The organism is Legionella navarrensis (assembly GCF_052527415.1).
The window spans coordinates 128,043-153,505 of the sequence record NZ_JBNVZR010000002.1; the positions used below are offsets into that span (position 1 = coordinate 128,043).

Below are 25,463 nucleotides of genomic sequence, written 5' to 3' on the forward strand. Positions count from 1 at the left end.
CCTCGCGGTGACGGTTCGGATGAGCTTGACTTCCCCCTGAGTTTATTTACCATGCATCACAGCTCCTGTGAGAGCAATTGAATCATACTACAAGGACAGTTATGACTGGAGCGGACGATATCCAGACGCAGATTGCCGATCTGCGCGCGTATTTCAACACTGGAGCCAGCAAAGCACGGCAATGGCGGCAGCAACAACTGGCCGGGCTTGCCCGTTTTCTCACCGAATGCGAAACGGAAATTCAGGATGCCCTGCGGATGGATTTGGGCAAATCGCCCATCGAGTCCTTTGTCACGGAAATCAACATGGTCGCCTCAGAGCTGCGACTGGCGCAAAAAAATCTCGACAACTGGCTCAGGGCAAAACGGGTATCCACACCCTGGATTCTGCGCCCATGCACAGCCCGTATTCTACCTGAACCCCTGGGCCTGGTGCTCATTATTGCGCCCTGGAACTACCCGATTCAACTGATCCTGTCCCCGCTGGTTGGCGCACTGGCCGCCGGGAACTGCGTCGTCCTCAAGCCAGGAGAGATGGCCGAGGCCAGCTGCCGCCTGCTCTGCACGCGCCTGCCGCAATACCTCGATCCAGCTGCCATCCGAGTGATTGACGGAGGAGTACCTGAAACAACCGCGCTGCTGGCAGAGCGCTTTGATCACATATTTTATACCGGCAACGGCCGGGTTGGCCGCCTTATCATGAGCGCCGCCGCCAGACATCTCACGCCCGTCACGCTGGAGCTGGGTGGCAAAAGTCCGTGTCTGGTCGATCGGCACTGCAACATTCGCACAGCAGCGCAACGTATTGTCTGGGGCAAATTTTTAAACGCCGGCCAGACCTGCGTAGCCCCCGATTACGTGCTGGTACATAAAGATGTCGAAGACGAACTGCTGCACGAAATGAAGCGGGCCATTCATGCTTTCTGGGGTAACGATCCGAAAAGCAGCCCGGATTACGGCCGGATCATCAACGCAGCTCATTTTCAGCGCCTGATGGCCCTGGTTGTGGGCAGTGGTGAGGTCTTTACTGGCGGGCAGTCGGATGCCGGCTCACGCTACATCGCCCCCACGCTGCTGCACCATGTCGGACTGGACGCACCCGTGATGACGGAAGAAATCTTTGGCCCCCTGCTGCCCGTGTTACCTGTTGCCTCGATTGAGGAGGCCATTGCCATCGTCAATGCCAAAGCCAAGGCTCTGGCACTGTATCTGTTTACTGACAGCAGGGAACATAAAAAACAGGTCATCGAACAGACCAGCTCGGGCAGTGTCTGTCTCAATCATGTCATTCTGCAGATAACGGCCCCCGAATTACCTTTCGGAGGCGTTGGTGCCAGCGGCATGGGAGCATACCATGGCAGATACAGCTTCCAGACCTTCAGCCATTTCAAGCCGGTTCTGGACAAAGCCACCTGGTTTGACCCTGCGATGGCCTATCCACCCTATCAACGATGGCTCAGATACCTTACGCGATGGCTGGGCTGATGCGGGCTGCCTAAGGCTTTGTCACATAGCTTGTCGCGCTGACGCCGGCCTTTCCCGGAGTCAGCAGCGCACCGTTGGCGCTGTCGAATACCGGGGGTGATGACTGGTTTACGACCATCTGCGTAGCATAATAACCACGACTGATTACGGTGGGAGCGGCCGGAGCCTGATATACCAGGCCAAGTGGCCCGGCTATCGGCGTGACCGTAACCAGACTGATCGGCGCCACGCATTCCTCATCCGCTCCTGCATAGACAGTTATCTCCCCCTGAAACGCCAGAGTTGCCGTCATGCATGGCTCCGCACCCCCATTATCAAACGATACCTCAACCGCCGTCAGCGTTGAATCGCCAGGGCTCGTGCCACCACTCGACAACAGATTCACCACATCGATTCGCTGAACAGGTGCATTGCCTGCCGCAAAAAGGGAGCCAGACGCTGCCAAAACCAGGGCAGTGGATAATATTTTATTGATTTTTTTCATAAAAAAGCCCTTTTAGAAATTGCAAAGCAGTTATTAACATTAAATGAATTGGTCTGATCAAGATTGGAAAACACCAGTTTGTCGGTCGATGGATTCGTGAATTGACCGTCAATGACAGCAATGTTATGGCCGGGAATCAATTGATCCTGACTCACATAGCGCCCATTAAGGCTGGAAGAGATCAAGACACTGGTGGGAGCACTAAAGTTACTGCCAAACTGAACGTACTGAAAGGGGTAGGTGGTATCGATATAGCAAACCACGCTGTAGGTCACCGAGGGAAGCAATCCGGTAAGCGACAGCTGCAGGCTCGTTGCCGGCAGCACGTTTCCACCGCCAGCCAGCGTCACAACCGAACCTGCCATGGCCTGAACGCTCAGGCCCATGAGCAAAACACCATGCATCATCCTTTTCATTATATTCTCTGAAATCCTTTTACCATCATCCTACCTGAAGATATCGACAGGTCAACCGCCATTCGTGTTTTGGCAAAACAGATCAATCAGGAGCCTGGCTGCAGGCCCCATGTTATCGGGATCACGATGAACCAGATACAGCGGATAGGTTCTGGTGTTGTCCTGCTGCAGATTCAAGGCGCGAAGGGGTAAGCGCCGTTCCTCTACCACCTGGCGCGGCAGCCAGCCGAAGCCAATACCCTGAACCACGCAGAGAATTTTCATTTCAATTGAGCTGACCGTCCAGCTGAAATCAGAGCCCAGCCAGCCCTCACTGCGTTTGTTTTTCACCCCCGAATCCTGAGCAATGATGTAACGCTCTTCACGCAGATCATCCTGAGTCAGCTCCCTGCTGTGCCAGGGACTGTCCTCGTGTGCATAGGCGACAAAATCGATGTCTATCAGCTTGTCGCCCGTGTACCCCTCCGGAATCTTCGATAACACAGCCAGATCCGCATCGCCATCAACAAGCCGGTCGCTGGGGCCTGATAAGATACCCTGATGCAAAACAAGGCGTGTCTGTCTGTTTTTCAGGCCAAACCCATGCAGGATAGACAACAGCCGTGCTGGCGGGAAAATTTCATCCACCGCCAGCGTCAGCAGCTCTTCGCAGCCGGATTTGAAGTTATGCGCCGCTTTTTCCACGTTGATGGACGCCCGGGTTATCTGACGCGACAGATTCAGAATCCGCAGACCCTGCCCAGTCAAAACCGCCCGCCGCCCCTCCATGTTCAGCAGGGTTAAACCCAGCATATCCTGGAGCTTCGCGATGGTGTAGCTGATACTGGACTGGCTTTTATGCAGGCGGATGGCTGCCTTGGCAAAGCTGCCCTCGTCAACCACCGCCTGAAATACCCGCCATTGATCGATGGTTACTTTGGGCATTGTGACAATCCTTATGTAATACATCAGTTTTTTCGATGTGTTTCTGCAGTTAATTGCGCTTTTTTAATTAGTCTGGGTATTTATAATCGATTACGTTACCAATAAGGAGCGCAATATGAAAAAATATTATTTACCTTTGCTGATGTCGGGTCTGATGGCGACATCCTTCAGCGGCTTTGCCGGCACAGAACAGGAAGAAGCCAACAAACGGGTCGTGACGGAGTTTTATCAGAAAGCCATCAACGAAAAAGACTTCGCAGCGGCAAGACCTTACATGGGCGCATGGTATATCCAGCACAACCCACTGGCTCAGGATGGCGTAGAAGGATTTCATAATTTTCTTGATTATCTAAAGACAACGTACCCCCAATCGCACAACGAGGTCAAACGTGTGATGGCCGAAGGAGATTATGTGATCCTGCACGTGCACTCCACCAAAGAGCCTGGAACCCTGGGACAGGCCATTGTCGATATTTTCCGACTCGAAAATAATAAAATCGTCGAGCACTGGGATGTTATTCAAAGCATCCCCAGTGAATCAGCCAATGGCAACGGGATGTTTTAGTACGACCCGATCATCTCCGCGTAAGCGGAGATCCATTTCCGGCCCAGACCGGTTCCATACAAATTTCTCAGCTGAAATACCCATATTTTTACAGGGTCTATACTTAGGTTACAAGGCTTGCGTCCGCAATCCGCTGCAGGAAAAAAAATGGAAGAAAAGCGAAACAGTTTTCGCGTACCCAATCCGGGCACGATAAAGGTAAAATACAGGGGACAGGCTCTGGAGCTGGTCGATATTTCGCTCGGAGGCGCCATGCTGAATGCCTTCGATGAGAAAATGGCACCCGAAGGCATCATCGAGTTAAGCATCCATCACTTTTCAATCAATCTTCCCTATACCCTTTTGCGCCGAGAGGACAACACCGTTTTATTAACCTTTAACATCGGCAGGGAAGAAGACAGGCGCCAGCTGCTGTCTGCCCTGAAAACGCTGAGGGCAAACACAAAGGCTTCCGCGGTGACACCAAAACCGGAGCAGCAGGAGCGAAAACCTGTCATTGAGCGCTTTACCCGCATGGACACGGTATACGCCATTCGCCTTTATTGTCTGATTACGCAATTCAGGCACGAAGGATATGTTACAATCAAGCTCGATTATTTGCGTTTGGCGCTCGGTGTTGATATGTTAAAATCCTGTGATTCGTATATTGCCATGAAACGCATAATCCTGGAGCCTGCCAGACACGAAATAACCAATAAAACGGATCTGGTTATCAATTTTGCAGAAGTCATGGAAGACGATAAGGTAGTAGCCGTCAAATTTACCATCGTGTCGATTATTCCGTGACACGCGACCTCAAACTTAAGTGCCAGACAATATGATTGCAATTGACAACATTGAACAAAAGCCTTTAACCGAATTTACCGAAAAAGCCTATCTTGACTACTCCATGTACGTCATTTTAGACCGGGCCCTGCCTCACGTTGCCGACGGACTGAAGCCCGTGCAGCGCCGAATCATCTACGCCATGTCGGAACTGGGGCTGAAGGCCACGGCCAAGCACAAAAAATCCGCCCGTACCGTGGGGGATGTGCTGGGTAAATTTCATCCACATGGTGACTCGGCCTGTTATGAAGCCATGGTTTTAATGGCTCAGCCCTTTTCCTACCGCTACCCTTTTGTAGACGGCCAGGGCAACTGGGGTTCGCCAGACGATCCAAAATCCTTTGCTGCCATGCGTTATACGGAAGCACGCCTGTCGGCCTACGCCGATTTGCTGCTCGCGGAGTTACAGCACGGCACCGTAGACTGGGTCGATAATTTTGACGGCACCCTGCAGGAACCTTCACTGCTGCCAGCCCGTCTGCCTAACGTCCTGCTCAATGGCGCTACCGGCATCGCGGTTGGGATGTCCGCCGATATATTGCCACATAATCTGACCGAAGTGGCCAATGCCTGCATCCATTTGCTTGACCATCCGAAAGCAGATCTGGACGATATCTGTGCTCATATCCAGGCGCCGGACTTCCCCACGAAAGCGGAAATCATCACACCCAGGGCGCAGATTCGCAGCATGTATGAAACCGGCCTCGGCTCGGTAAAAATGCGCGCAGTGTACAGCATGGAGCAGCATCAAATCGTGATTACGGCTCTGCCATACCAGGTATCAGGAGCCAGAGTTATTGAACAAATCGCCGCCCAGATGCAGCAAAAGAAACTGCCACTGGTTGAAGACCTGCGTGATGAATCGGATCATGAACACCCCACGCGTCTCGTCATTATTCCCAAATCCAACCGGGTGGACACCGAAGGCCTGATGTCGCATTTGTTTGCCACCACCGATCTGGAACGCAGTTACCGGGTTAATTTCAACATGATTGGCCTGGATGGCAAACCGCGGGTGAAGGGTCTGCTGACCCTGTTAAACGAATGGCTGGGCTATCGCCTGAGCACGGTTAAGCGTCGCCTGCAGCATCGGCTCGACAAGGTGCTGGACAGGCTGCACGTTCTGGAAGGCCTCATCACCGCGTTTTTAAACATTGATGAAGTCATCGCCATTATCCGAGAGCACGATGATCCGGCCAAAGGTCTGATGGAGCGATTCAATCTGAGCGAACGCCAGGCTGAAGCGATTCTCGAGATCAAGCTGCGGCATCTGGCCCGCCTGGAAGAAATCAGACTGCGCGCTGAGCACGATGAACTGTCGCAGGAACGCGACAGGCTGCAGGCGATTCTGGCCAGTGAAACCCGCTTACGCAAACTGGTGAAAGAAGAAATCATCGCGGATCGCGATAAATTCGGTGATGAGCGCAGCTCACCCCTAATCGAACGCAGCGATTCCCAGGCTCTCAAGGAAGAAGATATTCTGCCCAACGAACCCATTACCGTGGTTCTGTCGCTGAAAGGCTGGATACGGGCCGCCAAGGGGCATGATGTTAATGGTCAGGATCTGGGCTACAAAGCCAACGACGAATTCAAGGCTCAGACGCAGGCGCGCAGCAATCAGCAGATTGTGTTTTTTGACAGCGAAGGCAAAGTGTATTCGCTGCCAGGACACGTCCTGCCGTCTGCCCGTGGTCAGGGCGAGCCTTTGACCGGAAAACTGAATCCGGCTGACGGCAAGCTGTTCGAGGCCCTGACAGGCGGCGAGCCAGACGACTGGGTACTGCTGGCCAGTGACGCCGGTTATGGATTTATGACGCAGTTAAAAGAGCTGTACGTTAAAAACCGCAACGGCAAGGCCTGCCTCAGGCTGCCTGAAAACAGCCGCATCCTGGCGCCACGTGCCATGGCCGATAAAGACACGCAACTGCTTGCCTGCGTAACCAACATTGGCCGCCTGCTGGTGTTCCCGGCCACAGAACTGCCCATTCTCAGCCGCGGAAAAGGCAATAAGCTCATCAGCATTCCCAGCAGCAAGGCGCAAAGCCGGGAGGAATATGTGGTTGATGTCCAGGCTCTGGCCGAAAAAGACTCTCTGACTGTACACGCAGGCAAACGGCATTACACGCTGAAACCTGCCGATCTGGAGCATTACAAAGGCGAACGAGGACGCCGCGGCAACCGCCTGCCGCGCGGCCTGCAAAACGTCACCATGCTGCAGGTCAACAGCCCGGAAACAGCCTAGGCATTTCGTAGCCCGGATTAGGCGCAGCCGTAATCCGGGAAGTACAGCCCCCCCCGCAGAAAGTAGAACTGACCAGACACGATGTGGTAGCATCCGGCGAAATTAACAAGGACAAACCATCATGCCCAATACCGATTCAGACGCCCCGAAACAAGGCAGCCCATCTTTGCCAGCCAGCATGGTCAATGCAGGATTTGCCACGCTCATGACACATGTCATCCGGGTTGGTTTGAACGCAGCCAAGGAACAGCCGAATCCGGTAAAAACCTACGAGGCCTTGATAAGAAGCAGAGGGATGGCGGCTTTGTTTAATGGCGTATTGCTCAATCTGGGTCGAGGGATGCTGGCAAGTGGAGCGCCCGCCTATACCAAACTGTGTGTTCAGGAATACGCAGACGCCAAAACGTCGGTTTTGGCCGCCACGCTCGTGTGCGCCTTCATCGCCTGCGGACTCGAGACCCCGCTGATGATCAAAAATTTTCTGGCACGCAATAATATTCCGCGCACAGGACCAGGGCAATTGCTCTACTTCAGCCCAGGCCTTGCAGCAGCCTATTTATCCAGAGATCTGATCTTCGCCACAACCGTATTTGCCAAAGATGAACTGACACCGTTTCAGAAAACCATGATGTACGTCTTTGGCACCGGTTTTATGGCAACAGCACATAAAACAGCCGCCACCCTGGCAACCATTAAATGGATGCGTGCCTACGGTACCGTGCCTGATTTCAGAGACGGTGTTGCGAAAACGCTGCGCGCATTGGCCGCCGGCGATACCTACACACACCCGGAATTTGTTGTGCCCTATAAAAACCCTGGCAGCATGATAAAAAAAATGGCCAATCTGATGCATGTGGCCTGTGGGCCCAATATCTACGCCTTTCGTCTTGCGTATATGATGACTTTTTCATTTGCATTCACACTGGCAGAAAAAAGGATTACGCCATTTTTAAGCAGCAGCGTATTTTTCAAACCACCCGCAAAAGAGTCCAGGGTAATTGAGATCGAAGACTTTCAACATAAAAACAGGTAGCCCGGATTAACAAGGCATAATCCGGGAACAGGCATTATCCGGCCAGAGTTGGATAATCGGTGTACCCCTCTGCACCTCCGCCATACAATCCTCTTGACTCAAAAGGATTCAACGCTGCATTCCGGCGAAAGCGCTCCACCAGATCGGGGTTGGCAATGAATGGCCGTCCAAAGGCCACCAGATCGGCATAGCCACTGCTGACAGCCTCTATTGCCATTTCTCTGGTATAACCATTATTCACCATCCATGCGCCACTGAACTCACGGCGCAGGGCCTGAAAATCAAAACCATGAAACTCTCGCGGGCCGCCGGTAGCGCCTTCGATCACATGTACAAAAGCCAGCTTCATCCGACTGAACTCACGCACCAGAGGAAAAAATACAGACGCAGGATCGCTGTCAAACACACCATTGGCCGGGCTGACCGGTGACAGACGAATACCCGTGCGCTCCGCGCCAATCTCGCCCACCACCGCCTGCACCACCTCCAGCGCAAAACGCAGACGATTGCTGACGGAACCGCCATAGGCATCAGTACGGTGGTTGGAACCATCACAGAGAAACTGGTGAATCAGATACCCGTTGGCAGCGTGAATTTCTACGCCATCAAAGCCCGCTTCAATGGCATTTCTGGCTGCCTGGCGATAATCATTGACAATTCCGGCGATTTCGCCCGGCTCCAGCGCACGCGGCACACCAATCTCGACAAACTCGTTGCTTTCCACAAAGGTCTTTTGACCTGCCGGTATAATGGCCGATGGCGCAACCGGTGCGGCCGAGTCCGGCTGCAGACTGGGGTGGGAAATTCGCCCGACGTGCCAGAGCTGAGCCACGATCAGACCACCCCTGGCATGCACGGCATTCGTTGTTAAACGCCAGCCGGCAATCTGTTCTGGCGAGTAAATACCTGGCGTCCAGGCGTAGCCTTTGCCCGTAGGTGAAATCTGGGTGGCTTCAGAAATAATCAGCCCCGCGCTGGCACGCTGGGCGTAATACTCTGCATTCAGCGCCTGCGGCGCATCCGTGCCATGCACAGCCCGGTTACGGGTCAAAGGTGCCATCACAATGCGATTTTTCAGCAACAGACTACCCATACGAAAGGGCTGGAACAAACAGGCTGCTTCGGTGCTCATCTGATTAACTCCCTGTTAAGCAACTTTGCTGTGATAGCGACTGTAGCCAAAATACACCACGATACCTATCACCATCCAGATCACAAAGCGCGCCATGGTGACCCAGGGCAGGTTGTAAATCAGATATGCACAGCAGATGACGCCCAGAATGGGAACATAGGGCATAAAGGGCGTTTTAAACGGACGCTTCAGCTCCGGGTGCGTATAACGCAGCACGATGACACCGATACAGACCGTGATGAAGGCAAAGAGCGTACCGATGTTAACCAGCTCGGCCAGCTCGTTAATGGGAATCAATCCGGCAATAACAGCCATCACTACACCGCAGAGAACGATAATCCGTACCGGCGTTTTGGTATGAGCATCCGTGTGCGCAAAAAACGGTGGCAGCAAGCCATCACGCGCCATGGCAAAAAACACCCGGGTCAAGCCATAAAAGAGAACCAGCATCACCGTGGTCAAACCAGCAATGGCACCCACACCGATTAAACCAGCCGCTGTTTTGTGACCAATCATGATCATGGCGTGACTGATAGGAGAAGGGACATCCAGCGTGCTGGAGGGCACAATACCCGTAAGCAGACCCGACACAATGATATACAAAATGGTACACAGTGTAAGCGAACCAATGATGCCAATGGGCAGGTCGCGCTGCGGATTAACTGCTTCTTCAGCGGCTGTGGATACGGCATCAAAGCCAATGTAGGCAAAAAAGATGAGCGAGGCTCCCTCTACCACACCATGCCAGCCAAAGGGCATGAAGGGCGACCAGTTGGCCACATCGACATTTTGACCGGCAATAACAATAAACAATGCGATAACGGTCAGCTTGGTGAATACCATGATGGAGTTTACGCGCGCACTGGATTTAACACCCCACACCAGCAGAAGCGTCAACACCAGGATAATGGACGCTGCCAATACATTAAAATAGCCGCCTTTGACCGGCCCGATGACCAGGCTGTCGGGTACGTTGAGGCTGATAACCCGTAAAAAATCATTGAAATACCCGCTCCAGCCGACCGAGACCGCCGACACCGAAATGGTGTACTCCAAAATCAAATCCCAGCCCACAATCCAGGCTATCAATTCGCCAAAACCGGCATAGGCATAACCATAGGCGCTGCCGCAACCGCCCACGGAGGCAGCCAGTTCAGCATAGGACAAAGCGGAAAAGGCACAGGCAAAACCGGCCAGAATATAGGACAGAACGATGGCAGGGCCCGACTGGGTTGCCGCCACGATTCCCGTCAGTACAAAGATACCCGCACCAATGATAGCGCCAACGCCCAAAAAGGTCAGATCAAAAGCGGACAGGACTTTGGCCAGATGGTGTGAGGAATCAGCGGAATCAACAATTGCTTTTTTACGAAACAAGTCCATGTTAACATTTCCAGATTAAGAGTTAAGTCAGAGCGGTGTCGACTGACAGGGATTAAAAATACTGTAGCATCAAATCGACTGGCTGTGAATTGTGAATGTTGTGCCGACTGGGACATGGCCTGATGGCCCATGTAATGCGTTTCAAACCATCAACCCACACAAATCAGTGGAAACCAGACTGACATGAAAAAAATCCTGACTGTTTTACTATTGCTTTTCGCCGTCAACGGCCAGGCTGAAACAAAACCCTGTGCCAGCTGGGCAGCCTGGCCGAAAGCGGTCTGTCAGCGTTTTCACCAGATCTGGACAGAAGGCAATAACGAGCTGTATCTCAGCGGGTACGCCTGGCATAATCGCTACACGTACAGCCCGGAAAAAATCAAAACCTATAACGAAAACGCCTGGGGCGGCGGTCTTGGTAAGGGATTATACGATGAAAAGGGCGACTGGCATGGTTTGTATGCCTTTGGCTTTTCAGATTCACATAAAAATTTTCAACCCGTGGCTGGTTATGCGTTTCTTAAAATGGCTCATCTGAGCCAATCGCTGAAAATGGGTGCCGGATTCACTGTGCTGGTTACCGCACGACCCGATATTTTTAAGGGCAGACCCTTCCCCGGCGCCCTGCCCTGGGCATCGATAACCTATCGCCGCGCCACCCTGTCAGCCACCTATATTCCGGGTGCTCAGGGTGCAGGCAACGTTCTATACATTGTAGGGAAATGGACCTTTGACAAACTCTGAACCTAATCGCTGCGCCTGGTGCAGCAAAGACCCGCTCTACATCGCCTATCACGATACGGAATGGAGCATTCCTGTGCGCGAACGCGGCAGACTGTTTGAAATGCTGGTTCTGGAAAGCATGCAGGCCGGTTTGAGCTGGTTCACCATTTTAAAAAAACGTGATGCCATGCGCGAAGCCTTTCTCGATTTTTCGCCTGAACGTCTGGCCGCTCTGAACGATGACGACATCGCCAGGCTGCTGCTCAATGACGGCATCATCCGCAATCGATTAAAAATTCTGTCCGTGCGCAGCAATGCCCGTGCTTTTTTGCGCATCGAAGAGCGGAAGAACGTGGTTGACTACCTTTGGCAGTTTACACAAGGGAAGGTTATACTCAACCAATGGCAGGCGTTAAGCGACGTTCCAGCCGTGACGCCAGAGTCTGTTAACATGGCGAAACAGCTTAAAAAAGATCAGTTCGCTTTTTTAGGCCCAACCACCTGTTATGCGTTTATGCAGGCCGTGGGCATGGTTAACGATCACCTCGTCAGCTGCTTTCGGCGCAACACACACGTCAAGGAGACATAAGGATGACACCTTTTTTGGATCAGGCCCGTTTTTACGGCCAATATCACCAGAGCAAAGCCACGCTGTATACGCATCTGGCGGGCATCCCGCTGATCCTGTTCGGCATGATGATACTGCTTGGGTTTGTGCAGCTGGTGATACCCGGCGTACTCAGCACCAACCTGGCATACATCAGCACGGTGGTTTTACTGGTTTATTATTTCCGTCTGAACTGGCGCCTCAGCCTGTGTCTGCTGCCCATATTCAGCCTGATGCTGTGGATAAGCTCGCTGATCAGCTACGCCGGCCCCACCCGTTTTGCCCTGTGGATGTTTTTCATTACCTTCGTGGTCGGCTGGATTTTACAGTTAACCGGTCATTTGATTGAAGGGCGCAAACCAGCCTTCATGGACAGCGTAACTCAGGCACTGGTAGCGCCACTGTTCCTGGTCGCAGAAGTCTTTTTCATGTTCGGGCGCATGCCGGCTCTGCGGGATGAAATGCATGGGGAAAAAGAGCGTACGGATTTGGTTTAGACAGTACAGCTCCCTTCTCCCTGGTTAAGGGAGAAGGGCCGGGGATGAGGGTGATCCTGGCTGATAACAGGAGCCATAAGTCTGCCTCAGCGCTCTTAAACTCGTAAAATAAAGGGTTCGTGCACACTTCGACGTCCCGATGTATCTGATGAAATGACCCTCATCCCCAACCCTTCTCCCTTAACCAGAGAGAAGGGAGCGGAACTGTGGTCGCCCAACTTACTTCGCCTGGATTGCATAACACTGATGAATGCGCGTGTTACGTTTAAAATCCAGATCAATCGTCTCGGCACTGATGTTTTTAACCTGATACGCTTCGCTTATCTCAGCGTCCAGCCTGAACTGGCGCAGATTGGTTGAGAAATACAACACCCCGCCCGGTGCCAGCAAGGCCATTGCACCGTCAATCAAACGCCGTTGATCGCGCTGCACATCCAGCGTATCGGTCATGCGCTTGGAATTAGAAAAGCTTGGCGGATCAAGAAAGATTACATCGAATTTATCGCGGCATAATTCCAGCCAGGCCAGACAATCGTAAGCAACAAACTGATGACGCGCCGTATTAATGCGATTCAGGCGGAAGTTTTCTTCAGCCCATTTTAAATAGGTATTCGACAAATCGACGTTGGTGGTCACCGCACCCGCTAAAGCGGCGTGCACACTGGCTGTTCCCGTGTAACAAAACAGATTGAGGAAGCGCGTGCCCGCTGGTAACCGGGCAAAACGCAGGCGCAGGGGGCGATGATCAAGAAACAGACCCGTATCCAGATAATCGTATAAATTCACCTGCAGGGTCGCCCGCCCCTCCTGCACCAGCATGGTATGTCGGCTTTGATCCATTTTCTGATACCGAGATGTTCCTTTCTGCTGTTTGCGCTGCTTGACCACCAGTCTGTCCGGCGCAATACCCAGCGCAACCGGCACCACCTGACGCACCTCGAGACTGCGTCTTTCGGCTTTCTGCGTGTCGATGCTGGCAGGAGCCGCGTATTCCTGCAACACGGCATAGTCATTGTATAAATCAATGGCGTAGGCATATTCCGGCAAATCAGCGTCGTACACACGATAACAATGAATGCCTTCCCGTTTCGCCCATTTCTGCAAATGCTGCTGGTTTTTTTTCAGACGGTTGGCCAGCATCTGAGCACCGGAGGACAGCGTTTCACGACCCGTGTTGTTCTTGAGCTGGTTTTCCTGGTTAATAGTAATGCAATACAGCTTACACTCCAGCGCACCATTAAACAGGGTGTATTGCTTGCCGGCGCGCAAACCTACCGCCTTGGCCAGCATAGGACTGGACGTTAGAAACGCAGCCTGCCAGCCCTGAAAATGCCCATGCGCCACGCTGCCGAGCTGCTGGTACAGAGGGATCAGCTTCGATTCATCGCCCAGACGCTCACCATACGGAGGATTACAGACCAGCAGCCCCTTTTCAGCCGTGGCACGACAATCAGCCAGCTCCTGGCAGACAAACTCTACCATGGGAGCGACCCCGGCACGTTCTGCATTCGCGCGCGCCATGTTAATCAGTGCGGCGCTGCTGTCGCTGCCCAATAAAGGCACCTTGCCCGGCCTGACCTGTTGCAGAGCCTGAGCACGCAGAGAATCCCACAGGCCCTGCTGGTGGTGAACCCAGTGAATGAACGACTGATCATGACGCAACAGGCCTGGTGCCACATGATTGGCCATCATCGCGGCCTCGATCACCAGGGTGCCAGAACCGCAAAACGGATCGTGCAGGGCATAGCCTTCTTCGGCCAGTCTGGGCCAGTCAGCCCGCATCAGTAATGCTGCGGCGATGGTTTCCTTGATGGGTGCCTCGCCCGCCTGAGTACGGTAACCGCGTTGATGCAGGCTGTAACCGGTCAGATCAAAGCTGACGGTCAGCGTGTCATTTTTCAAATGAGCATGCAGACGGACATCGGGGTTTTCACGATCAATCGTGGGCCGCTGGCCGCTGAGTCTGCGGAAATGATCGACCACGGCGTCTTTAACCACCTGAGCGCCGAACATGGTATTGCGGATATGCTCTGAACTGCCGTGAAATTCGATGGCCAGTGTATTATCCGGACGAAAGACGGTCTGCCAGTGGAACTGATTACAGAGCTGATACAGGCCCTTCTCTTCATGCGCCTGGCCGCTGAACAGGACGAGCTGCACGCGGTTGGCCAGGCGAGACCATAAACATAATTGATACAGAACCGTCAGGCTGGCATCGCCATAAACGCCATGCGGACTGACGCGGGTTATGATTAAGCCCAGAGCCTTGAGTTCGGCTTCCAGCAGGTATTCCAGACCTTTGGCGCAACTGATAAACAGGGGAAAATTCATTATAGACAGGACCTTAAAAAACGAAACAGGGCTTTACCGGCACCCGGCGGTTTCCCACTCTTTTTTTCCTCAACGGCTTTTTTCAGCAGTTGCCGCAGTTGCTGCACGTCAACCTGAGGATGCTCTTCAATAAACGCGGTGAGCGTATCCTTGTCGTCGAGAATCAGGCGATCACGCCATTGTTCCAGCGCATGAAAGGCAGCTGTCTGTGAATTGCCCTCTTCCAGAATGGCGTCGTAGGCGGCCCGTATATTTTCACTGTCGGCCGAGCGCATGAGCTTGCCAATCAGCTGTGCCTGGCGACGCATGGCGCCATGACTTTTGATATTTCTGGCTTCGAGTATGGCCCGCAGCAGGCTATCGGTCAGTGGCAGTGTTTCCAGCTTGCTCTGGGGCAGGGCTACCAGCTCGACACCCAGTTTTTGCAGGGCGTCGGCATCACGTTTTTTTTGCGATTTACTAATCGGCTCTTCCATCATTAACCCTTTTTAAATGGCATCTGTTATTTCAGCCGGGTATTGTGCCACAAACAGGCGAACTATCACTACGTCCGCTTCGGCGGGGTCTGTTGCGCAGGTAGCTGCGAGTGATGGCGTAAAAATTGTAAATCAGGATAAACAACAGCAGGGTGTGCAGCCAGCTCACGGTCAAATGCGAAAAAATCTGCATGGCAATGAACACGCCAAGGCAGCCCGACAGGCTCAGGATCAGCGTTTTTTTCAGAGGAATTTTATCCTGATACAAAAATACCATCGTGGTCAGGGGCTGCTGCATCGCGCCAGCCACGGTCATGATAGGAAAGGCTACCACGGGTGATACGTTCAGCAAAAACAAAACCCCCTGCACCATCACAAACAAACCTATACCTACCGATGTCAGGCCACCGCAGACGATCATGGCGATAAAGCCTGCCACCAGCTTCCAGCCCGTCAGAGCAACCACGTTGCCGCCACTGGGCATCAGGTGGAGTTGATGGCTGAGCAGCAGGGCAATCAACAGCACAAAGCAGACAGACATCGCCAGGCGGATGGCCTGTCGGCTCAAATGACTGACCACGTTTCCGCCAATGAGGCCGCCGATGCAGGTGCCGGCCACCAGCGTGACCATGGTCACCACATCAACGTCGACCAGTTTCATAAAAAACAGGGCTTCGATCACGCCCGGAATCACCTGGGCGCCGTTATTAACGGCTGGTAATTCATCGTCGGAAAAGGTCGACAATAGTTTGGCCAGCGCCACATTCACCGCAAAACTGCCCACGCCCAGCGCATCGGCAATGAACGCGATGACGCCACTGGCGGTCAGCTTGATGTAATCAACAAAGGAGAGGGAAACCGGGCGCTGACCCTGTAGTTTATACAGCATGGCGCAGACACAAACCAGGCTGAAAACAAAAATCAAACCAATCAATAACGAAGAAACCATGCTACTCACTGAACAAAGTGTATTCAAAAAAGCAAGTATACCGTATTTGAGGATCTCAACCAACAGAAATGAGCAAAAATATTACTATATGCACTTACGATCCGCACTGTCATTCGGTCTATGAGAAGAAATAACAAGATAGCTCCCTTCCCCCCCTGGATAAGGGCGAAGGGAGCCTGTTGGTCCGACCTGCACAAATTAACGGGGTCCCGGCGCTGGCGCGTTTTCAGCGTCATCGTCCAGCGAAAATTCGTCCATGCCATTTTGTTTAAACAGAGATTTGAAGAAATCTCTGATTTTATCGAGCAGACCTCGCTCATCATAAATTGACTGCACTACTGGATTGTTGTAGTTCATGGCAAGATCGGTGTGTTTGTATTCCATTCTTCCATTGCCCGCTGGTCTCAGCTGGATTCGGCTTTTAATGCTTAATACTGGTGAGTTGTCTTGATTATGGACTGGTACTAAATTGCGGCCCGGCGGCACGGCAAGCCCCATCAGGTTGACACTTTCATCAAGATAAATTTCACCATCCCGCTCAAACAGGTTCACTTGTTGCTGCATATTATCTGTACCAGCAAAGTAGCCGGCAACCCCAACCTGCCTTTTATCTTTTAATGACTGGGCAGCAGCCCACATTAACCCCCCTTGATGCAGGGTTTTAAGTAATGTCTCGCAATAGGCCTGTTGAAGCCCAGGCTGATCAGCAAAACGGGGAAATAATTGTTCCTTAATTATTTCAGCTAAATGTGCGGTTGTTACGTTTCGCTGAACATGATCTATATACAGTTCGTCTGTTTCAAATTCAGCTCGACTTACACCCAGCTTCTGCACCATAAGCTCAAGCAGGCTCTGACCATTCAGGCGCGTAAAGTTGAGCCCTCTATTGAAATCGCGAAGCGATGCCTGCAGGTCACCTGCAGCCATTGGACGATGCGTCATAAAGCGTTTATTTTTAATCTGCCAGAATGGTGTTGTCATGGTCTTGCCCTCGAATTTATCCGGCTTCCTATGGTTTTACAGATGCCTGTATATAGTATATGCCTTAAGGCTTAAGAAATTATTACGTGAAAAATATTGATTGCAGGCACACCTCTCTACTGGACAAAAGCTCCGACTGCACGGGGAGAACAATAACGTTCCATTTGGATGATATCGCCCTGTTCCGCTAAAAGCGGCCGTTACGAAAATCATCAAAAGCCTGGACTATCTCGGCATCAGTGTTCATTACAAAAGGCCCCAGCCGCGCAACCGGCTCCTCGATTTTTTTTGCCGCGATCAGTAAAAAACGAGCATCCATTGTGCCTGCAACGATACTGAGATCCGATCCCTGCTCCAGTACGGCCAGCTGCTCTTTGCCAACCACGTCGCCTTCAATCTGAATATCGCCTTCCAGCACAAACACAAAGGCCTGGTGGCTGAGGGGAATGGCCTGACGAAACGTCTCACCAGCCGGCAGCGAAACATCAAAAAACAAGGGTGCCGTTGCAATGCCTGTCAGGGGTGATTGCGTACCTGATGCGTTTTTTCCAGCCATGACTTTGATGCGCATGCCGTTATCGTAGTCGTCAAAGGGCAATTCATTCGCGGTAAATTCCTGATAGCCGGGCTCGCCCATCTTGCTGGCCGCGGGCAGATTCAGCCAGAACTGCAATCCTGCCAGACGCCTGCTGTCCGCTACCGGCATTTCAGAATGCACAACGCCTCGGCCAGCGGTCATCCACTGCACATCGCCAGCCCCAATCAGACCTCGCCGGCCATGGTTGTCTTCGTGCTGTATCTGACCATGCAGCAGGTAGGTTACTGTTTCAAAGCCTCTGTGGGGGTGCGGTGGAAATCCGCCGATAAAGTCCATCGGATCATCGCTGTCGAAATAATCGAAGAGGAGAATGGGATCACAGTCGTTGTTTCTGTCCGCACCGATATAGCGATGCAGCTTTACTCCAGCACCTTCGCGCATCAATATCCCGTCACGCAGTTCTTTTACGTGTATCGTGCTCATGATTGCTCTCCTCTCCGCATTCCTATAAAGATAGGAGTTTTTTTGGACAAACTCAAATACGCTCATAGCGATAGCGAAACCAGGCCAGGAGGCTGTTGATACTCAGGGTCGCCAGTGCCGTCACAGAGGGTACCGCCAGCAGCAACAGCCAGGGTACGGAAAAACGCATGCCCATGTACATGACGAGATAATAATTCATAAACAGGGCGCTGCAAACCGCCAGCAGACCCGAATAAAAACCGATAATAGCCGACTCCACACTGCTCAGCCACAACAAGGCACGCTGCCGCATCCCCAGAACTTTCATAACCCGGATTTCCTGACGCTTCAAATCCTGAAAACTCAGAAGCGAGAGGATCACGATGATAATACCCGCCAGCAGAGCAAACAGAGCCAGCAGACCCGTTGCTTTTCCTGCACTGATAAAAACAGCCTGGACTTTTTTAATCAGACTGGCGACATCAATCAGACTGATATTGGGAAACTGTTTGATAAGACCAGGCAAAATGGCCTGCTGCTCTTCCGAAATATACAGGCTGGTGATGAAACTCTGCGGCAAATGATCCAGCATGCCAGGCCGAAACAGAATGAAGAAATTAGGCCTGAAATTCGACCAGTTCACCTGACGGATATTGTTCACCCGCGCCGAAATCAGCTCATCACCCAGCCGAAATCCCAGGGTATCACCCAGTTTCAGACCAAGCTGACTGGCTACGCCCTGCTCCACACTGATCCAGTCATCCGAACCACCCCACTGCCCTGAAACCAGACGGTTTTCCAGCGGCAGCGCTGCGGTCCAGGAAAAGTTAAGATCTCGCTGCAGGGCATTGATGCGTGACAGCCGGGGGCCAAAAATCTGCTGCACTGGAACCTTGTTGATGCTGACCAAACGCCCCTTAACCATGGGATACATATCACAGCAGGGCACCCCCTGCTGGCTGATGTACTGGCGTAGACCCGCCACCTGTTCCGGCTCGATATTAATTATAAAAAAATTAGCAGCGTTGGGAGGCAATTGCTCCTGCCAGTCACGTACTACGGTATTTTTCAACAAGACCAGTCCCAGCACCGCCGTCAGCGACAGGCCTATGCCCAGCACCTGCAGACTACTGTTAGCCAGATTACGCTCGATATTGCTGAAGCCAAAGGCCCAGCTCAGCGGCAGATAAGGTTTCAGACGAGCCATCAGCATCGTTCCCAGAATCAGGAACAGAAGGGCCAGCAGAGCATAGAAGGCACAGGCAAGCAAAACAAGAACCGTCAGAAACCAGGACTGGGTGTACCAATATGCAAATACCGCCAGAAACAGCAGAGCCGAAGCGTAGCTGACCGAGGCACCGCGGGTCCAGTCGGGCTGCTGCTGGCGAAAAATCTGGATAGCGCTGACCTGAGACAGAGCAAGCAGATTGGCCAGAGTAAAGCACAGTAAAATGGACAGCCCTGCCGCCACCCCAAGCAAGGCTGGTTTCAGGCTGAACGGCGCCTCGACGCCCGGCAGCAGGCCACTCAGCCAGTGCACCAGCAACGGCTGCAGAGCATACCCCAGAACCACGCCCATCAACGATGCGATGAAACCCAGCAGCGTGATCGCGATGAGATACATGGCCAGGACACCGCGCTGACGGACGCCCAGGCAGCGCAGCAGAGCCACCTGCTGCTGGCGGCGCTTGCCATAGCGCAGACTGGCCATGCTGATAGCGACCCCGGCCAGAACCAGGCTCATCAAGGTGCCAATATTCAAATACAGCTTACTGCGTTCGATGGTCTGAACCAGCGGGTTATTGCTTTGACTGTCTATCCATTGCTGCTCCGTAAAAAAAGGTCGTAAGGCGGCCTTGATTTGCGCCAGGGCAGATGGTGATCCGGCCAGCAGCCAGGTCCAGGTGGCGTTGCTGCCGGGCTGAATCACAGCCGTTTTCTCAACGTCCTGCTGATTCATGATGATACGTGGTGCAAGCTGAAACCAGTCGCCCGTCTGACCAGGCTCCTCAACCAGCACCGCGTCTACCTGAAAGCTGGCCAGACCAATACTGATCGCATCACCAGGCTTTATACCCAGCAGGGGAAAAAGGCGTTTGCTGACCCAGACCCTGCCTGGTTCTGGAATGCCCTTAACAGGTTGTGCCGTTGCCGTCAGGGAGGAAGCGATACTCACCTGACCACGCAGGGGATAGCTGGATTGAACTGACTTGACCTGAGCCAGCTGCAGGCGCTGCTCATGCTCAACCATGCTGGAAAACGACAGGGTGATGCCCTGCTCCAGATTCAGGGCGCGGGCTTTTTGCTGCCAGGCAGCCGGGATTGGCGCCTTGCTGGTCAACAGAGCATCGGCTCCCAGCATTTGTCCGGCCTGTCGATGCAGCTGATAATCGATGAGATGACTCAGCCCGGTCAAAGCTGTAACGCAGCTGACTGCTATCAGCAGAGCCATGAATAACAAGGTCAGCTCGCCGCTGCGCCAGTCGCGCAGCAGAGCACGCAGAGCCATGGGCAGGGCTAACATGATAATTGCCCATCTACCAGTGGCCAGTGATACTGGCAGCGATTGGCCAGGGTCTCATCGTGGGTGACGATGACCAGGGTGGATTGATGCTCGCGATTCAGCTGAAACAGCAGATCGATAATGGACAATCCGGTTTTTTTATCCAGATTACCGGTGGGCTCGTCGGCAAAGAGCAGGGCAGGTGTCGTTACAAAGGCACGGGCGATGGCGATGCGCTGCTGTTCACCGCCGGATAACTGTAAGGGATAATGCCGGGCGCGCTCGCTCAGGCCTACCTGCTCAATCATGGCCAGGGCGGTGGCACGTGGATTGCTCATGCGATTGATTTCCAGCGGCAGCATGACGTTTTCAAGGGCCGTCAGATTGGGCAGCAGCTGGAAAAACTGAAAAATAAAACCGATTTGTCCGGCACGTCTGAGAGCCCGCTGATCCTCATCCATCTGGCTGATATCCTCACCATCCAGAAAGATCTGCCCGGACGTCGGTCGCTCAAGACCTGCCATAAGGCTCAGCAGCGTGGTTTTACCCGAACCGGATGCCCCGGTAATCGCCACCGTATCGCCGCGGTTAATGTTCAGATTGACTCCATTCAAAACCGATAACTGTTCCCCGTTGATCAAAATGCTATACTTCACGTTGACCAGACGAATGATACTGCCAGGATGATTCATGACTCGTAACGCCCTCTTTTCCCTGTTGTTACTATTAATCATAACACCTCTTTACGCCAAAACTATTCTTGTGATCGGAGACAGCCTGAGTGCGGCGCACAACATTGAGGAACAAGGCAGCTGGGTCAGTCTGCTCAGACAGCGCGTGCAGCAGGAAAAGGGCGACTGGCAGGTCGTTAACTTAAGTGCCAGCGGTGATACCAGTGCGAACGGCCTTGCCAAAATGACCCGTTATCTGTCGACCGGTCAGGCCGAGATAGTGATCATTGAACTGGGTGCCAACGACGGCCTGCGTGGCCTGCCTCTGAGCGACCTGAAACGTAATCTCGCGGCCATGATCCAGCTCGCCGACAAAAAATCCGCCCGGGTTTTGCTGCTGGCGACCTGGCTGCCTCCTAATTACGGCCCGGTCTTTCTCGAACAGTTTAATCAGATATATCAGGATCTGGCCCACCAATATTCCGTAGCCCTGGTCCCCATGTTTCTAAAGGGTGTGGCAGGTAACCCGGATCTGATGCAGTCCGATGGCCTGCACCCTAATCAGCAGGCGCAGATAAAAATTCTGGATAATATATGGCCATCTTTAAAATCCTTGTTATAAAATCATGATATGATTGGTGCAAAATATCCGGAGGGGTTCACGTGCGTCGTTTTATATTTTTGCTGTTGATACTTACGTTTGGCTTGTCTCACGCTTCATCTGCCATATTGACCCGCCTCGATGGTCAAAATACATCGTTTGCCAGCCTGCGCGGGCAATGGGTTTTCATTAACTACTGGGCCAGCTGGTGCCAGCCCTGCCTCGATGAAATCGGTCAGTTAAATCAGTTTTACCAGCAACAGAAAGGTAAGGCAGCCTTGTATGCGGTCAATTTTGATGGCCTGCCGATTGCGGAGCAAAAGAGCCTGATGAGCAAGGTGGGCATTCAATACCCGGCATTAAGCAGGGATCCCGGCCCGGATTTGGGACTTGGTTATATCCGTGGCGTTCCGGTCACCTTTGTGTTTAATCCCAAAGGCGAGCTGGCCGACACCCTTTACGGCGGCCAGACTCTGGCAAGTCTCAATCAGGCGATGAAGTAACAATGTCACATCGCCTGGCATCTGAAGTGAGCAACTAAAACACTTCTCGACACAAGATAGAACTTCAGGGTATAAACGCAACTATCTACGTACGTCATCCAGAGCGTAGCGAAGGATCTCAAATTGTTTAGCATTGAGACAAAATCAGGAGATCCTTCACTACGTTCAGGATGACGTGGGTTCATTATGTTGAATGAATGTTTCTCTATACGCCTGGAGTTTCTCATGTTTAAAACCGGCTCAACTCAACCCAGTTCCAGCTTAAGCTTTTCGACGAATACCTCCCAGTCCAAAGAAAAGATGGGGCAGCCCTTGTTCGAACAACTGCTCAATATTTACCAGACCATGAACGTATCCGGGCAGTTTCGCCACTATGATATGTCTGAGGTATTACCTGATACGGAGTCGCTGAGAACCGCTCTGCAACGTATCCCGACAAGGTACCGGGCGACATTCCTGAGCACTGTCGGGAGAGAGCATCTGAATGCCCTGCTGACTCCGCCAGGCGCATTTTCCGGCCTGTTACGGGCACTGGATGATGATGCCACAGCGTTTTTACGGGATTTGAAAGACGTTACCGCTATCAGTGACTATATTGATTCGGAAGACACCCTGATTCATCTGATTCGAGTATTTCCATTGGAGCGGGGTGATAAACGACTATTGAGCAGACTTCTTACGTCTGAAAGACTTAATAAGTTTATTGCCAGTCAGGATGCTTTGCTGCGTGTGCTTGCGGCCCTCGATAACTCCCCGCGGGTATGGCGGCTGATCACAGAAGAGCATCGCATGCAGCTCATTCCTGGCGAAGATGGCCTGTCAGACTTCCTTAGCCGCTACAAGGGTGATGCGGATGCGCTTATTCGCATGATACCTTCGCTTGAGCCCCATCAAATCGGTAACGTGAGAAGCGTTCTGGAACGTGTTCAGCGTAAGACCAGTCGTCAGTCGGTTATTCAAATACTGGCAGACAGACCTGATCAGCTGGCAGAATTTGATGATGAGGAACTCTATGTCATCCTGAATGAGCTGAGTACGGACCAGTTCAATGCATTTCTCGGGCGCTGTTTTGAATCACTGGCACAAAGACCAGAACTCATGCAAAGGCTGGCGGAAACAAGGCTTGATAATATTCAGGCGCTCGATGTATTTATGAGGCACTATATTGCCATGATTCCGCCCGGGCTCTGGAAAGCCCAGTGGCAGGTGATCGTGAACCAACTCCTGAGCGATCCGGCCCAGAAAGTGAATCTGTTTCTGGGTCTGGGTGAAGCCAGTACTAAAGATGTCCTCGATCTGTACGAAATGATGACGAATACGCTGCGCAACACGATAGCCTCGCATCAGTATGCGGAAAACTGGGTGGATGGACTTCTGTGGCTCCAGGGCGGCTGGCGCATTCTGGGTAAGATTGTAGAAGACGATGAACGACAACATCCAGACGACCGGAGTATCCATACCGGATTAGCCATTGTGCTGGTCCTGCCCTTTGCTTTGGCTATCTCAATCATTGGACTGATTCCAGCCCTCATAGCCGGTATTGTTCATCTGGCCTGTGTCAAACCGCTGCAGGCAGAAATAGACCAGCAGACAGCTGGTTTTCCCGGCCAGGAGCCGGCTCAGATTCTGGCAGGATACGACGATGTTCGAGATTATCATACGACATTGAAGCAGCGATTCTTTGGCAGATCGAGCTCAGGTCAGGATGAGACAACACCTTTGCTGGATGTTGATGACCTTTCTCCCGGATTACGCTGACGCTAATCCGGGCTACATGCTGTGTGTGGCACAATGCATCTGATGGTAGCCCGGATTAGCGAAGCGTAATCCGGGATGAACGGATACAGGTCAAATGGTAGATAAGGGGAAAAAGCGCTGTTTTTGTGATGCGGTGAGCCTGATACGCAGGTGCCAGCCGCCGTTTTCATCCAGCGTTTCCGTTAAAACGGCGCCCATCTCATACAGCTGTGCCCGCAGTTTAGCCTGTTGCACGGACAAATACACCTCTTCCTCGAACACTCGCCCATGCAGCTGTGTCGCAATGGCCTCTGTCAGCAAAGACAAACCCGCGCCACTTTTGGCCGATACCCAGACCTTACAGTGATTATCCAGTTGATCAAGCCTGGGAGCCCACCCCTCTTTTTGATCGATCTTGTTAAAGACCTGAATCAGAGGAATATCATTAACCCCAATCTCTGTTAGAACCGATTGCACCGCATTAACCGTCTCACGCCAGTCCGGATCCGACACATCTATCACATGCAGCAGTAAATCTGCCTGCTGCGTTTCCTCCAGTGTTGCGCGAAACGCATCCACCAGCTGATGCGGTAAATCGCGGATAAAACCAACCGTGTCGGCTAAAATGGCCGGAACAGAACCAGGCAGGGCCAGCTTGCGCATGGTAGGGTCGAGGGTAGCAAACAATTGATCGGCCACGTAAATATCGTCGCCGGTCAGGGCATTAAACAGGGTGGATTTTCCGGCGTTGGTGTATCCCACCAGCGATACCGTAAACATGGACGCCTTCTTACGGGCCAGACGATTCTGATCCCGACTGCGCCGCACCTTTTCCAGGCGCTTGTTAATGTATTTGATCCGCTCACGCAGCAGACGTCGGTCGGTTTCAAGCTGGGTTTCTCCAGGCCCACGCAGACCAATACCGCCCTTTTGCCGCTCAAGATGCGTCCAGCCACGCACCAGGCGTGTGGATAAATGCTCAAGCTGCGCCAGTTCCACCTGCAGCTTGCCCTCGAAGGTACGGGCGCGCTGAGCGAAAATATCCAGAATAAGACCGCTGCGGCCAACCACGCGGCATTGCAGCAGGCGTTCCAGATTACGTTCCTGAGACGGGGAAAGCTCATGATTAACCAGTACCAGCCCGGCTTCGTGTGCCAGAACCAGTTCTCTGATTTCTTCCGCCTTGCCAAGACCAACGTAATATTTGGGTTCAGGAACCGCGCGCGTCCCCTGAACACGGGCCACTACCTCAGCCTGAGCGGAGACAGCCAGTTCTTCAAATTCGGCCAGGGCTTTTTCAGTATCCAGGCCAGGAAGAGCCAGCTGCACTAAAATGGCGCGTTCACCACCTTGAGGACGATCAAACAAAATAGACTGCCAATTAAACAAAGTGCAG

Annotated in this window: 24 protein-coding genes; 11 read left to right on the forward strand and 13 right to left on the reverse strand. The window is 52.6% G+C overall.

From position 1 onward, the window contains the following. Nucleotides 1-101 precede the first annotated feature (101 nt). Entirely contained in the window at nt 102-1,484 is a 1,383-nt protein-coding gene (locus ACQUTA_RS02280; protein WP_444986569.1) for an aldehyde dehydrogenase family protein, read from the forward strand. Between the two features lie 10 nt (nt 1,485-1,494). On the opposite strand, the gene ACQUTA_RS02285 is transcribed toward ACQUTA_RS02280, so the two are convergent. From ACQUTA_RS02285 to ACQUTA_RS02295, 3 genes are read right to left on the reverse strand one after another with little or no spacing between them, the layout of a single operon-like run. Further along, the gene (locus ACQUTA_RS02285) at nt 1,495-1,968 is read right to left on the reverse strand and encodes a hypothetical protein (protein ID WP_444986570.1); all 474 of its coding nucleotides are present in this window, start codon (nt 1,966-1,968) and stop codon (nt 1,495-1,497) included. After that, nucleotides 1,965-2,375 (reverse strand): hypothetical protein, encoded by a 411-nt coding sequence (locus ACQUTA_RS02290; protein ID WP_444986571.1) that lies wholly within the window; start codon nt 2,373-2,375, stop codon nt 1,965-1,967. The genes ACQUTA_RS02285 and ACQUTA_RS02290 overlap by 4 nt, the downstream gene beginning before the upstream one ends. A 60-nt stretch (nt 2,376-2,435) precedes the next feature. Then, the gene (locus ACQUTA_RS02295; RefSeq protein ID WP_444986572.1) at nt 2,436-3,308 is read right to left on the reverse strand and encodes a LysR family transcriptional regulator; all 873 of its coding nucleotides are present in this window, start codon (nt 3,306-3,308) and stop codon (nt 2,436-2,438) included. A gap of 115 nt (nt 3,309-3,423) precedes the next feature. Between ACQUTA_RS02295 and ACQUTA_RS02300 the strand changes: the two genes are divergently transcribed. From ACQUTA_RS02300 to ACQUTA_RS02315, 4 genes are all read left to right on the forward strand, one after another. Continuing rightward, a complete protein-coding gene (locus ACQUTA_RS02300; protein WP_444986573.1) occupies nt 3,424-3,873 on the forward strand; it encodes a nuclear transport factor 2 family protein in 450 nt (149 codons plus the stop codon). Nucleotides 3,874-4,020: 147 nt separating this feature from the next. After that, nucleotides 4,021-4,659: a PilZ domain-containing protein gene (locus tag ACQUTA_RS02305; protein ID WP_444986574.1), complete on the forward strand. Its 639-nt coding sequence runs from the start codon at nt 4,021-4,023 to the stop codon at nt 4,657-4,659. 31 nt (nt 4,660-4,690) lie between these two features. Continuing rightward, the gene (parC, locus tag ACQUTA_RS02310) at nt 4,691-6,940 is read left to right on the forward strand and encodes a DNA topoisomerase IV subunit A (RefSeq protein WP_444986575.1); all 2,250 of its coding nucleotides are present in this window, start codon (nt 4,691-4,693) and stop codon (nt 6,938-6,940) included. Between the two features lie 121 nt (nt 6,941-7,061). Beyond that, nucleotides 7,062-7,973 (forward strand): hypothetical protein, encoded by a 912-nt coding sequence (locus tag ACQUTA_RS02315; protein WP_444986576.1) that lies wholly within the window; start codon nt 7,062-7,064, stop codon nt 7,971-7,973. Nucleotides 7,974-8,007: 34 nt separating this feature from the next. Here the strand turns inward: ACQUTA_RS02315 and ACQUTA_RS02320 are convergent, their stop codons facing one another. Continuing rightward, the gene (locus ACQUTA_RS02320; protein WP_444986577.1) at nt 8,008-9,105 is read right to left on the reverse strand and encodes an alkene reductase; all 1,098 of its coding nucleotides are present in this window, start codon (nt 9,103-9,105) and stop codon (nt 8,008-8,010) included. 15 nt (nt 9,106-9,120) lie between these two features. Further along, nucleotides 9,121-10,488, reverse strand: coding sequence for an amino acid permease (locus ACQUTA_RS02325; RefSeq protein WP_444986578.1), 1,368 nt, complete (start codon nt 10,486-10,488; stop codon nt 9,121-9,123). 183 nt (nt 10,489-10,671) lie between these two features. On the opposite strand from ACQUTA_RS02325, the gene pagP reads away from it, so the two are divergent. Genes pagP through ACQUTA_RS02340 form a run of 3 tightly spaced genes read left to right on the forward strand, consistent with a single transcriptional unit; the run spans nt 10,672 to nt 12,315 of the window. Then, nucleotides 10,672-11,232 (forward strand): lipid IV(A) palmitoyltransferase PagP, encoded by a 561-nt coding sequence (gene pagP, locus ACQUTA_RS02330; RefSeq protein ID WP_444986579.1) that lies wholly within the window; start codon nt 10,672-10,674, stop codon nt 11,230-11,232. Beyond that, nucleotides 11,219-11,800 carry a DNA-3-methyladenine glycosylase I gene (locus ACQUTA_RS02335; protein ID WP_444986580.1) on the forward strand — a complete coding sequence of 194 codons (582 nt, stop codon included), beginning with the start codon at nt 11,219-11,221 and terminating at the stop codon, nt 11,798-11,800. Before pagP ends, ACQUTA_RS02335 begins: the two co-directional genes overlap by 14 nt. A gap of 2 nt (nt 11,801-11,802) precedes the next feature. Further along, nucleotides 11,803-12,315, forward strand: a complete 513-nt coding sequence (locus ACQUTA_RS02340; protein ID WP_444986581.1) for an Mpo1 family 2-hydroxy fatty acid dioxygenase — start codon at nt 11,803-11,805, stop codon at nt 12,313-12,315. A 219-nt stretch (nt 12,316-12,534) separates the two neighbouring features. On the opposite strand, the gene rlmKL is transcribed toward ACQUTA_RS02340, so the two are convergent. From rlmKL to ACQUTA_RS02375, 7 genes are all read right to left on the reverse strand, one after another. Next, nucleotides 12,535-14,646 carry a bifunctional 23S rRNA (guanine(2069)-N(7))-methyltransferase RlmK/23S rRNA (guanine(2445)-N(2))-methyltransferase RlmL gene (rlmKL, locus tag ACQUTA_RS02345; protein ID WP_444986582.1) on the reverse strand — a complete coding sequence of 704 codons (2,112 nt, stop codon included), beginning with the start codon at nt 14,644-14,646 and terminating at the stop codon, nt 12,535-12,537. Continuing rightward, nucleotides 14,646-15,122, reverse strand: a complete 477-nt coding sequence (gene yjgA / locus ACQUTA_RS02350; RefSeq protein WP_444986583.1) for a ribosome biogenesis factor YjgA — start codon at nt 15,120-15,122, stop codon at nt 14,646-14,648. Before yjgA ends, rlmKL begins: the two co-directional genes overlap by 1 nt. Before the next feature lie 31 nt (nt 15,123-15,153). Continuing rightward, nucleotides 15,154-16,011 (reverse strand): sulfite exporter TauE/SafE family protein, encoded by an 858-nt coding sequence (locus ACQUTA_RS02355; protein ID WP_444986664.1) that lies wholly within the window; start codon nt 16,009-16,011, stop codon nt 15,154-15,156. 258 nt (nt 16,012-16,269) lie between these two features. Further along, the gene (locus tag ACQUTA_RS02360; RefSeq protein WP_444986584.1) at nt 16,270-17,052 is read right to left on the reverse strand and encodes a hypothetical protein; all 783 of its coding nucleotides are present in this window, start codon (nt 17,050-17,052) and stop codon (nt 16,270-16,272) included. 187 nt (nt 17,053-17,239) lie between these two features. Continuing rightward, the gene (locus ACQUTA_RS02365; RefSeq protein ID WP_444986585.1) at nt 17,240-18,073 is read right to left on the reverse strand and encodes a pirin family protein; all 834 of its coding nucleotides are present in this window, start codon (nt 18,071-18,073) and stop codon (nt 17,240-17,242) included. A 52-nt stretch (nt 18,074-18,125) separates the two neighbouring features. Next, nucleotides 18,126-20,576 carry an ABC transporter permease gene (locus tag ACQUTA_RS02370; protein ID WP_444986586.1) on the reverse strand — a complete coding sequence of 817 codons (2,451 nt, stop codon included), beginning with the start codon at nt 20,574-20,576 and terminating at the stop codon, nt 18,126-18,128. Further along, the gene (locus tag ACQUTA_RS02375; protein ID WP_444986587.1) at nt 20,570-21,247 is read right to left on the reverse strand and encodes an ABC transporter ATP-binding protein; all 678 of its coding nucleotides are present in this window, start codon (nt 21,245-21,247) and stop codon (nt 20,570-20,572) included. Before ACQUTA_RS02375 ends, ACQUTA_RS02370 begins: the two co-directional genes overlap by 7 nt. Here ACQUTA_RS02375 and ACQUTA_RS02380 point away from each other — a divergent pair. The 3 genes from ACQUTA_RS02380 (at nt 21,246) to ACQUTA_RS02390 (ending at nt 24,088) form a co-directional block, all read left to right on the forward strand. Next, nucleotides 21,246-21,848, forward strand: a complete 603-nt coding sequence (locus ACQUTA_RS02380) for an arylesterase (protein WP_444986588.1) — start codon at nt 21,246-21,248, stop codon at nt 21,846-21,848. The two genes, ACQUTA_RS02375 and ACQUTA_RS02380, sit on opposite strands and share 2 nt — an antisense overlap. A 41-nt stretch (nt 21,849-21,889) precedes the next feature. Beyond that, entirely contained in the window at nt 21,890-22,330 is a 441-nt protein-coding gene (locus tag ACQUTA_RS02385) for a TlpA disulfide reductase family protein (RefSeq protein ID WP_444986589.1), read from the forward strand. A gap of 225 nt (nt 22,331-22,555) precedes the next feature. Beyond that, entirely contained in the window at nt 22,556-24,088 is a 1,533-nt protein-coding gene (locus ACQUTA_RS02390) for a hypothetical protein (protein WP_444986590.1), read from the forward strand. A gap of 90 nt (nt 24,089-24,178) precedes the next feature. On the opposite strand, the gene hflX is transcribed toward ACQUTA_RS02390, so the two are convergent. Further along, nucleotides 24,179-25,435, reverse strand: a complete 1,257-nt coding sequence (gene hflX / locus ACQUTA_RS02395) for a ribosome rescue GTPase HflX (protein WP_444986665.1) — start codon at nt 25,433-25,435, stop codon at nt 24,179-24,181. Nucleotides 25,436-25,463 lie beyond the last annotated feature (28 nt).

What these genes read in the sequence shown, in the direction of transcription:
- ACQUTA_RS02280 (WP_444986569.1), top strand. Translation starts at nt 102, where the DNA reads ATGACTGGAGCGGACGATATCCAGACGCAGATTGCCGATCTGCGCGCG.
- ACQUTA_RS02285 (WP_444986570.1), bottom strand. Translation starts at nt 1,968, where the DNA reads ATGAAAAAAATCAATAAAATATTATCCACTGCCCTGGTTTTGGCAGCG.
- ACQUTA_RS02290 (WP_444986571.1), bottom strand. Translation starts at nt 2,375, where the DNA reads ATGATGCATGGTGTTTTGCTCATGGGCCTGAGCGTTCAGGCCATGGCA.
- ACQUTA_RS02295 (WP_444986572.1), bottom strand. Translation starts at nt 3,308, where the DNA reads ATGCCCAAAGTAACCATCGATCAATGGCGGGTATTTCAGGCGGTGGTT.
- ACQUTA_RS02300 (WP_444986573.1), top strand. Translation starts at nt 3,424, where the DNA reads ATGAAAAAATATTATTTACCTTTGCTGATGTCGGGTCTGATGGCGACA.
- ACQUTA_RS02305 (WP_444986574.1), top strand. Translation starts at nt 4,021, where the DNA reads ATGGAAGAAAAGCGAAACAGTTTTCGCGTACCCAATCCGGGCACGATA.
- parC (WP_444986575.1), top strand. Translation starts at nt 4,691, where the DNA reads ATGATTGCAATTGACAACATTGAACAAAAGCCTTTAACCGAATTTACC.
- ACQUTA_RS02315 (WP_444986576.1), top strand. Translation starts at nt 7,062, where the DNA reads ATGCCCAATACCGATTCAGACGCCCCGAAACAAGGCAGCCCATCTTTG.
- ACQUTA_RS02320 (WP_444986577.1), bottom strand. Translation starts at nt 9,105, where the DNA reads ATGAGCACCGAAGCAGCCTGTTTGTTCCAGCCCTTTCGTATGGGTAGT.
- ACQUTA_RS02325 (WP_444986578.1), bottom strand. Translation starts at nt 10,488, where the DNA reads ATGGACTTGTTTCGTAAAAAAGCAATTGTTGATTCCGCTGATTCCTCA.
- pagP (WP_444986579.1), top strand. Translation starts at nt 10,672, where the DNA reads ATGAAAAAAATCCTGACTGTTTTACTATTGCTTTTCGCCGTCAACGGC.
- ACQUTA_RS02340 (WP_444986581.1), top strand. Translation starts at nt 11,803, where the DNA reads ATGACACCTTTTTTGGATCAGGCCCGTTTTTACGGCCAATATCACCAG.
- rlmKL (WP_444986582.1), bottom strand. Translation starts at nt 14,646, where the DNA reads ATGAATTTTCCCCTGTTTATCAGTTGCGCCAAAGGTCTGGAATACCTG.
- yjgA (WP_444986583.1), bottom strand. Translation starts at nt 15,122, where the DNA reads ATGGAAGAGCCGATTAGTAAATCGCAAAAAAAACGTGATGCCGACGCC.
- ACQUTA_RS02355 (WP_444986664.1), bottom strand. Translation starts at nt 16,011, where the DNA reads ATGCTGTATAAACTACAGGGTCAGCGCCCGGTTTCCCTCTCCTTTGTT.
- ACQUTA_RS02360 (WP_444986584.1), bottom strand. Translation starts at nt 17,052, where the DNA reads ATGACAACACCATTCTGGCAGATTAAAAATAAACGCTTTATGACGCAT.
- ACQUTA_RS02365 (WP_444986585.1), bottom strand. Translation starts at nt 18,073, where the DNA reads ATGAGCACGATACACGTAAAAGAACTGCGTGACGGGATATTGATGCGC.
- ACQUTA_RS02370 (WP_444986586.1), bottom strand. Translation starts at nt 20,576, where the DNA reads ATGTTAGCCCTGCCCATGGCTCTGCGTGCTCTGCTGCGCGACTGGCGC.
- ACQUTA_RS02380 (WP_444986588.1), top strand. Translation starts at nt 21,246, where the DNA reads ATGACTCGTAACGCCCTCTTTTCCCTGTTGTTACTATTAATCATAACA.
- ACQUTA_RS02375 (WP_444986587.1), bottom strand. Translation starts at nt 21,247, where the DNA reads ATGAATCATCCTGGCAGTATCATTCGTCTGGTCAACGTGAAGTATAGC.
- ACQUTA_RS02390 (WP_444986590.1), top strand. Translation starts at nt 22,556, where the DNA reads ATGTTTAAAACCGGCTCAACTCAACCCAGTTCCAGCTTAAGCTTTTCG.